Source organism: Nostoc sp. (assembly GCF_036917195.1).
In the GTDB taxonomy this organism is placed as follows: domain Bacteria; phylum Cyanobacteriota; class Cyanobacteriia; order Cyanobacteriales; family Nostocaceae; genus Nostoc.
Genome location: NZ_JBALDG010000018.1, coordinates 63,210 through 72,132, shown reverse-complemented (window position 1 = coordinate 72,132; position 8,923 = coordinate 63,210). Strand labels below are relative to the sequence as shown.

The following is an 8,923-nucleotide window of genomic DNA, read 5'->3' as shown; positions in this document are numbered from 1 at the left end:
GATAGCGCAGGGTTAGCGATAGCGCAGCGTTAGCGATAGCGCAGGGTTAGCGATAGCGCAGCGTTAGCGATAGCGCAGCGTTAGCGATAGCGCAGCGTTAGCGAGGAACGAGCGTCGGAACGAGCGTCGGAACGAGCGTCGGAACGAGCGTCGGAACGAGCGTCGGAACGAGCGTCGGAACGAGCGTCGGAACGAGCGTCGGAACGAGCGTCACAGCCCATCTTAGACATCGCCTGGGTTGGGCTATTCGGCGTCGCAAAGATACCACTACCATTACAACGTTTTTGAATCAATTGAACTGCAATATTTCTACTCTTAGATTCCCTATACTAGGATAAATAATCCCCCCAATTCCTGTAAATTTTAGGTTATTGGGGGGGATTCAAATGTTGCAGCAAAAAGTGAATTAATCTTAGTTAACAACCACTAGGTTAATTTCTGATTAAGCTTAGGTTAAGCTTGCGTAATATCTACGTTGAGGGTTGCTCCTGTAGTGGAATTGCAATGACAAACTCGGCACCTTCTCCTGGTGCTGAAATACACTGGATTTGCCCGCCGTGTTTTTTAACAATAATCTGGTAGCCAATTGATAACCCCATACCCGTACCTTTACCGACGGGTTTCGTAGTGAAGAACGGGTCAAATAGGCGTTTGCGTACTTCCTCAGTCATGCCTGGTCCATTATCAGCAATGCTAATGATTACACGGTCTTCTTGGATGAGGGTGTGAATGCGAATTGTGGGCATTGGGCACTTGTACTGAGCATCTCGGCTTGCTTCTCTTCGAGAGGCTGGGCCAACGACTGCGCTCAACACAAGTCGCTCGATGGAGCCGATGTCGTTAGCGCAGCCTCTCGAAGAGTTGTATTGGGCATTTTCCCCCTGTCTCCCTTGTGCCCCTAGTCTCCACTCCCCACTCCCCACTCCCTCTTCTAAAGCATCGATCGCATTTGTCAACAGATTCATAAACACCTGATTCATCTGTCCAGCGTGACACACTATCGGTGGTAGGTTGCCGTAGTCTCGGATTACTTGGATTTCGGAATGTCCTGGTTTGGGCTTCAGGCGATTTTGCAACAGCAGCAACGTGCTATCAATACCTTCATGAATATCCACTGGTTTCGTGCCGTCTTCATCAAGGCGAGAGAAATTGCGTAAAGATAGGACAATCTGCCGAATGCGTTCGGCTCCCATGTTCATAGAATCCAGGATTTTGGGCAAATCTTGCTTGAGAAAGTCTAAATCAATGGCGTAGATTTTCTGTTTAATCTCTGGTGTTGGTGGGCAGTCGTTCTGTTGATAAAGGTCTACCAAGTGCAACAATTCCTTCGTATATTCACGGGCGTGGCTAATATTGCCGTAAATAAAATTGACGGGATTATTGATTTCATGGGCAATACCTGCAACCAACTGTCCTAAACTGGACATTTTTTCAGTTTGAATCAGTTGCGCTTGGGTTTGTTGAAGTTCTAGCAGCGCCGCTTCTAGTTGCTGGGCTTTGTCTTGGGCAGTTTGGGCAGCGATGCGGCTTTGGGTGTAAAGTTTGGCTTGGTCAATGGCGATCGCCAGTTGAACTGTAACTGCTTGTAGTAATTCTACTTCATTGTCCAGCCAAGGTCGAAAGCCACTACAAGAACCACAGCTAAATGCACCTATTTCGCCAGATTGGGTTTGTACAGGTAGCGACATAAAGGCAGTGAAACCGAAATCCTGAAAAAACAGCTGTGCTATGGAATCGCCCACAGTTTTAACATCATCAATGCGAATGATTTCTCTATTCAAGGTTTTAGCTGCGATTAGTTCGATTTCTGCATTAGTTGCTTGGTCGTCAATCAAACAGGGTAAAGAGGAACTTTTCGCCTCATATACACTCTCCCAGTAGGGAACATCAGCGTCTTGCCGATACCAAAAGAAGGCGCAGCGATCAATCTGGAATAAGTTGCGAATCTCCTGCACTGCGGTTTCCACAATGTAATTGAGATCCAGAGAAGCTCGAATCTGGTTAGAAAGACGATTGAGTAGGGCTTCCCGTTGGGCGCTTTCTCTAAGTGCAACTTCTGCTTGTTTGCGCTTGATGCCAATGGCAATTTCCTGAGCAGCAAATTCTAGTGCTTTAAAAGTTGATTCTGTCACTGTTTGGCGGGCAAACATGGCGATCACCCCTACAGTTTCATCTTCAACAATCAGGGGATAGCCAGCGAAGGCAACCATCCCCTCTCGCTGTGCCCACTCTTTGTTACCCACGCGGGGATCTGTCTGCACAGAGTTAGTGAGGTGGGGTTTGCCCTCTTCGGCAATCAAACCAATTTTGAATTGACCGACTGGCACACATTTATGAGGCCCATTAATGTGGGTATACATCCCAGAACTGACTTGCAACTCCAATACGTTGTCTTTTTTGTTCAGCGTCCAGATGCGAGCAAAGGCTGCATCAAGATGTTCAACTAAAGCCTCAGTGCAGCGGCGCATCATGTTTTGTAAGCTGTCACTCTGGGTAAGGGCCGCGTCTACATCGGCACGAAAATTTGCTAAACGCGCTCGCTCTGCTAGAGCTTCCTCTGCTTGTTTGCGCTCAGTGGTGTCATAGCAAATACCAACAAAGTTTAAAACATTACCATTGGCATCTCTAATAGCAGATGAGTTGCTTGTATGCCATGGCCAACTGCCATTTTTATGTTTTACTCGATATTCAATTGCGTCTTGTTTTTCGCCTGTTGTCAAAATTCTTTGGAAATAATCTTCACAAATAAGCACATCGTCAGGATGTATGAAAGAAATTAAGGATTTACCTTCAACCTCTGCAAGCTCATACCCTAAAATATCGATCAAATTAGGAGAAACGTAGGACAACACCCCTTCAAGAGTCAGTGCAAAAATAATGTCATGGGCGTTTTCAACAATGCTGCGAAACTTAGCATCGCTTTCTATTAATGCTGCTTGGATGTTGTCACTGGTGTCGCGGACAAGAACTATGATTTGCTGGTCTGGTAATGGTAATAACCTAGCTTCAAAATTCTTATTATCTTTTGGTAGAAATAAGGTAGATTCAAAACTGACTGAAGATTGAGTTTCAAGTACTTGAGTTATTGCTTGCTGGAAGCGATCACCTACAGCAGTCGGTAGATATTCTCGCAAACTCTTGCCCTGACAATCTCCTGTTGGAATATACAGATTATCTATCAATCCTTGCTTATAATCCAGAATACTTCCATCAGCATCAAGACGAAAGTACAAATCAGGAAGCACTTGCAAAATCGCTGTAAATTCTGATGTTTTTTGGCGTAACTGTGCTTCAGCTGCTTGGCGTTTTGCAGTTTCGGCTTGTAGTTGCTCTAGTGCTTTTGTTAATTCTGCCGCCTGTTTTTGTTCTGTAATTTTATGCAGACAATAAGAGGAATTTGTAGATGTCGAGCAGCTTTCTCTCATGGTAGATCGCACTTCTGTTATATCCACACAATAACCGATGTAACCGACAAAGCTACCATCTGCTGCGAATCGTGGCGCGGCTGTATCTAAAATCCAGCGATATTCGCCATCAGCCCGACGCAGACGATATTGCCTCTGGAAGGAATCATGCGTTGTAAATGCTGTTAAGTATATATTTTTACATTGCTGACTATCTTCTGGATGAACGCTACAAGCCCAGATATTGTCTATCTCATCTTCTCGCGCCGATGCAGACGCGCTTGTTGTTAAATATGTTCCAGTAAATTCCAGCCAATTTGAATTGAAATAACAGTAAAGTGCATTGCATCCAGCCATCCAAATCATCAAAGGAGCAGTATGCGCCTGCTGGTAAAATACTTTTTCATCTTGTTGTATTTCTGATGGGGCGACCATGATTTGGTTAATGTAGCTTTGCACCTTTTTAGAAAACACTTTTGCCTGCCTGCTCTGCCTAAATTATTAAGGTAATGGTCTGAAAATAGAATTTGTTATATAAATGTATCTAATCTTCTTTATGCCAACCTGCTATTTATCTTAATACTTTATTTATTTTTATATCTGCAAAAATTACTCTTTTATTGTAAATAAATTGAAAAAATGCTGAAGTTATCATTAAGATTAACTTCAGCATTTTTAGTGAAAATTAAACCATCCAAGTGTCAGGGAAGTTGTTTAACTTTGCTTCTTCTTAAAATTACCTATAAATTCATCTTAACTATGTGATTGCATTGCTCAAGAACCTAATTTAGCTTTAGGGAAACTACTTAATTTGTGAAGATTTGAAGTGTCTAGATCCGCGACTTCTTTAAGAAGTCGCGGATCTAACTTTTCACGAATGATTTACGACTGCTATATAACGGTTCCCGCATAGGTAAGCGTACAGAGAGAAATAATTAACCACAGATGAACACAGTAGTGTTAGCACAGCTACCCTACCTGTGTATCTTACTCAAATAAAAATCGCTACAAGTATAACTTAAATGGTAATGAAATCCATTGCAGTAATCAAACTTGAATTGGCAGCCGTCAAGGATGCTAGAGTTTCAGTACCGAACTTAATCAGGGTATTCCACTAGCAGGGGTAGATATAGCCTAGCTGATATGAGTGGCATTCCTAACTAGACAGTAAATTTCCCTCAAAATTTGCTGAAAGACCCCACATCAATGCCATTGAAGGGGTTGCTGCTGTCCGTTTGCTGAGTGTATTGGGGGTTGGTGGTGTCCGTATTTTTATAGTATAAAAGCGTACCGTCGCTTGCTCCAATAACGGCATCGAGGTCGCCATCACCATCGATATCGGCAAAGGTGGGTGCGCTGAAAGACCCCACATCAATGCCATTGAAGGGGTTGCTGCTGGTTTGCTGAGTGTATTGGGGGTTGGTGGCACTGCCCGTATTTTTGTAGTACCTGAGCGTGCCATAATCTTCTCCAACAACGGCATCGAGGTCGCCATCACCATCAATATCGGCTTCCGCACTGGGCGACATTCCCCGTGAGCAAGTGATTTTTGTTTGGGCGCACTGGAAAAAGAGATGGGGTTACTGCGGGGCAGAAAACTTTCCATACAACAAAAGTTTTAAATTTATCAGTAATTTTTGAGCAAACAAAATACCCTCCATGACCCCTGAATTGAAGTATATGGAGGGAGCACTCAACTAATTTCTAGTTTTTATTTATGAGAATGATGGTAATCTTACGGCTAAATCTTTGGTGTTTAAGATAACTTTATCAAAATTTTAACGAATAAATATAAATCATCCCTCTAAGGGCATAATTTCAGCTTATAGGAAAACTCCGAGAATTTACCGCTTCTTTTTATTGCTTATTCTTACAGAAGATTACAGCTACTTCTAATAAAAGAGCATGGCAGTGATGTCTTCATAGAAAATTCACAACCTTAAAGATTTTCATCACAAATTAATAATTATTAGGACTTCCGCATTGACAGGAAAGACTAAATATGATTCATTTGAAAACCATATCTGTCATAGGAACACAAGCAATGCTGTGCCCGTAAGGTGCGGGTCTATTTACGATCAATAATTAATAAAAGCCTGAAACGAGCTATTTTGGTAAATCTATACCATGATTAATTTGTAGAATGCCTGAGTCCTATTTATTTTTTATTTTTTCTAGCAAAGCCAGATTTTTCAAAATTGTCTTGGTGGGTTAAAGGGGACTGGGGATATTAAGAAGACGCAAGGACTAATGCCGAATACTTCGACGCCGCTCAGTACAAGTGCCCAGTCCCTTTACGTTACGCGAATCGCTGGCGATCGCGTTTTATATGTTATAAAGCTCACAGAAATTCATGTTAGGCGGAAACTACTTTATGGAACCAGACAAACTGGGCCGTTTTAAGGAGTACGGCGAATTCATCGTCCGAAAGATAGATTCTGTGCCCCAACACCCTTCAAAACAAGAAGATTGGGTTCCAGCTAGTCTTGATGACTGTCTCCTGCGTCTGCGGTCCGCTGCCCAGAAAACTGTAGACCTTGCAACTTCACCTGTCAAAATTGGGGTGATGGGGGAATTCAGTAGTGGGAAAACCTTACTTTTAGGCAGTCTGATTGGATATGCAGATGCTTTGCCAGTCAGTGAAAACCCCACTACAGGTAATGTTACTGCCATACATATTATTCCGCAAGAGGAGTTTGCGACGACTCAAGTAAGTAATTTTACTGTAGAGTATCTTTCTCATGAAGGAGTACATGAGTGTCTACGCTTCATGCTAGGGGAAGCCAATAAACGGACAACAGCAGCAGGGCTTCCTCCTATACCAGTATCGAAACTCAATTCTGGCAAAGATATTATTAGCTGGTGTGAAGAAGGATGGAATAGTAGTAACAATTTAGAGCTACGTTATTTACTCCGGGAGTTGGTGTTATTCCTGCGGGCTTATCAAGCCTATGGGGAAGTTATGTGTGGTAGCCGCTACCAGATTGATGCTATCACCGCCCGTGAGGGGCTACAGCTGGTCGAACAGCCAATGGCAATCCAAACTCTGAACTTTGAGGATCTACCTCCAGCGCATATCCGATTACCGAGTCCACCTCAAAGACTACCAACAAAGTTATTGCAAAACAGTTTCCCACTGATCCGCCGCGTAAATATCGATGTAAAAATCTCACGGGAAATTTGGGATTTTGCAGACGCAGCCAAATTTATTCTCATCGACTTTCCGGGATTGGGGGCTGCTAATTCGGGGGCTAGGGATACCTTTTTGTCACTGCGGGAATTGGCAGAAGTACAAACAATTTTGGTATTGCTAAATGGTAAATCTCCCGGTAGCGATCGCGCCAATAAAATCTTTACCATGATGCAGCAGCAGCGACCGGGACAAGACCTGAAAGATTTAATTCTCGTAGGTGTGGGTCGGTTCGATCAACTGCCTTTAGACAGTGAGGGTGGCGAAAGAGAACTTGACCAACTGATTGAAGATAGCCCAGCCAATAGCCATTTACAAGAAGAAACCGTTTTCCAAAAACTCAAAGTTCTGCAAACTACCATTGACGGTGCAGAAGCGTTTACTACCCAAAAAGACCGGATCGTTTTACTATCGCCACTGTTGGGACTAGCTGAATTAGCAAAACGTTCTAGTACAGTCAAAGCAGGCTCAACAGACTTTTTAGCTAACTTGGACTATCCTGATTACTTAGATAGGTCTAAACGGCTACAAGACAAATGGCAGCACTTAAGTGAACGACTGTTAGACTCTGATCCCCGCAGTTATTTAGGCAAACAGCTAGGTTACTTTAGTCAAGATGGAGGACTTGGTAAGCTGCGGGAATTGATTCAAACCCACGTAGCAACTCATGGTCTGAAGCAACTGTATGAAGATAGTCAAAGAGCTGCTGATGTGGTGAGTCAGCAACAAGATCACTTGAAGGACATCATAGATGAAATTCACGAGCAAGGTATTCCTACAGGAGACAATCCCGCATTTATCGAGTTGCGCTTTGTGGTCGAAAGCTTGGATAAAATCTACAGGAATTTTCAAAAAGATTTAGGGAAAGAACCACTCAAAGACCGACGTGGTGTTGTCGTCAGCGATGTAGTGAAAGACGAACTCACCTTTAGAATCCTCAATTGGAACCAGTGGACTTTACTCTTCAACAAAGCCAACAATGGAGTGATCGCTCTGGCAGAATCTAAAGGTGCAGCCGGGAAATTATTTGACAGAGGAAACCGCGTAAATAGTTCCCTTCCAACCAAGAGCGATGATTTTTATCCAGTATTTGAAAAAACCGTTAAGGAAGTAGAAGATTTTGCCCGCGATCGCATTCATCAAGCAGTGGTAGATTTGTTGAACCAATTGTCAAATTATGTAGCCCCAGAACGCGAACAATTGCAGGCAATTTTCCATCCAAAAATGGAGCAAGAAATCGAAGAACAATTTGGTTTTGAAGATGCTGATCTCTTTTATAAATTATTACTAGGATGCGATCCTAACGAATGGAAAGAAGCAATCATCTCTGAAATCAGTAGCAAAGACAAAACCGTTGCACCCGAAATCATTTTTCCTCTAGCGCGTCAAGATGACAAACATAACGTTGGTCAAATCTTTGACTGGGCACCAGAGAAAAGCCAAGGTTTACCCAGATCGAGCAATCACCAACTTTTAGTACTGCGACTGCGAGATGAAATCACTGCTAGCGCTAGCCTTCATCTTGTGCAGTATGTTAGCGAAGTTAATCAGCAAATTAATTCCGAACTAGAAGGCATTTTGGATCAAATTATTCCTAGTCTGCAAAACCTGTCAAAAAAAGAAACTTTGCTGAGATATTTCGCAGCCGGGGAATTGCCATCTGAGATAAAAATTCCTACTTGGTTGGAGATTATTTCAGAACTTGCTGCTGTTTCTCACTTAGATGATTTGAAATGAGTTAACTCAGAAAATGACTGATTGCGATCGCATACGGATCTGAGGATGTATTTGTGAGACATGATGCTATCAGTTTGATCCAGCTGACTATTGCCTCAGAAAGTCAAATGGTGCAAGAAGCGAAACATTTAATTGAGCGGGTGCAACAACAGATAACTGTCTTAGCGAAGAAGGAGATAATAAATGGATTCTTAGCTTATGGTATTTCGATAGAAGAGGTTGCTCAGTTACTTGATTTAACCATCGAACAAGTAAGACTTGCAAGCGGTTAAAAATCTTCAACATTAACAGGACTTACGCACGGGTCATGGAAGAACGAACCACAGAGACACAGAGTACACGGAGGAGAGTTTGAGAGGTTTTTTGCGTAAGTCCTAATCAACTTAGTAACTGCCGCAATTTTCATAGCAATGCTTAGATTGGGCTACGCCCTTTTATATAAAAGCGTAGGCATCGCGCTAAATAAAAAAGCCAGTGTTAAAGAGAATCAGTGGTACAAGACCAACGATTAAAAGTCTTTACGACAAAGATTCTCTGAATTTGCTATTTGATGATCCAACCCCACCGTTTTTAGCCAGCTATAAAACAAACA

Annotated in this window: 5 protein-coding genes; 2 read left to right on the top strand and 3 right to left on the bottom strand. The window is 42.7% G+C overall.

Going from position 1 to position 8,923, the window contains the following annotated elements:
- Positions 1 to 80: 80 nt before the first annotated feature.
- The 3 genes from V7K40_RS05780 to V7K40_RS05770 all read right to left on the bottom strand — a co-directional run bounded on the left by V7K40_RS05780 (position 81) and on the right by V7K40_RS05770 (position 4,933).
- A complete protein-coding gene (locus V7K40_RS05780; RefSeq protein WP_334957553.1) occupies positions 81 to 293 on the bottom strand; it encodes a hypothetical protein in 213 nt (70 codons plus the stop codon).
- Between the two features lie 177 nt (positions 294 to 470).
- Positions 471 to 3,878 (bottom strand): PAS domain S-box protein, encoded by a 3,408-nt coding sequence (locus tag V7K40_RS05775; RefSeq protein ID WP_334957551.1) that lies wholly within the window; start codon positions 3,876 to 3,878, stop codon positions 471 to 473.
- 704 nt (positions 3,879 to 4,582) lie between these two features.
- Positions 4,583 to 4,933 (bottom strand): VCBS repeat-containing protein, encoded by a 351-nt coding sequence (locus tag V7K40_RS05770; RefSeq protein ID WP_334957549.1) that lies wholly within the window; start codon positions 4,931 to 4,933, stop codon positions 4,583 to 4,585.
- A gap of 845 nt (positions 4,934 to 5,778) precedes the next feature.
- Here V7K40_RS05770 and V7K40_RS05765 point away from each other — a divergent pair.
- On the top strand, positions 5,779 to 8,331 hold the full coding sequence (locus tag V7K40_RS05765) for a proteasome protein (RefSeq protein ID WP_334957547.1): 2,553 nt from the start codon (positions 5,779 to 5,781) through the stop codon (positions 8,329 to 8,331).
- A gap of 53 nt (positions 8,332 to 8,384) precedes the next feature.
- Positions 8,385 to 8,603 carry an aspartate aminotransferase gene (locus V7K40_RS05760; RefSeq protein WP_334957545.1) on the top strand — a complete coding sequence of 73 codons (219 nt, stop codon included), beginning with the start codon at positions 8,385 to 8,387 and terminating at the stop codon, positions 8,601 to 8,603.
- The last annotated feature ends 320 nt before the right edge of the window (positions 8,604 to 8,923 follow it).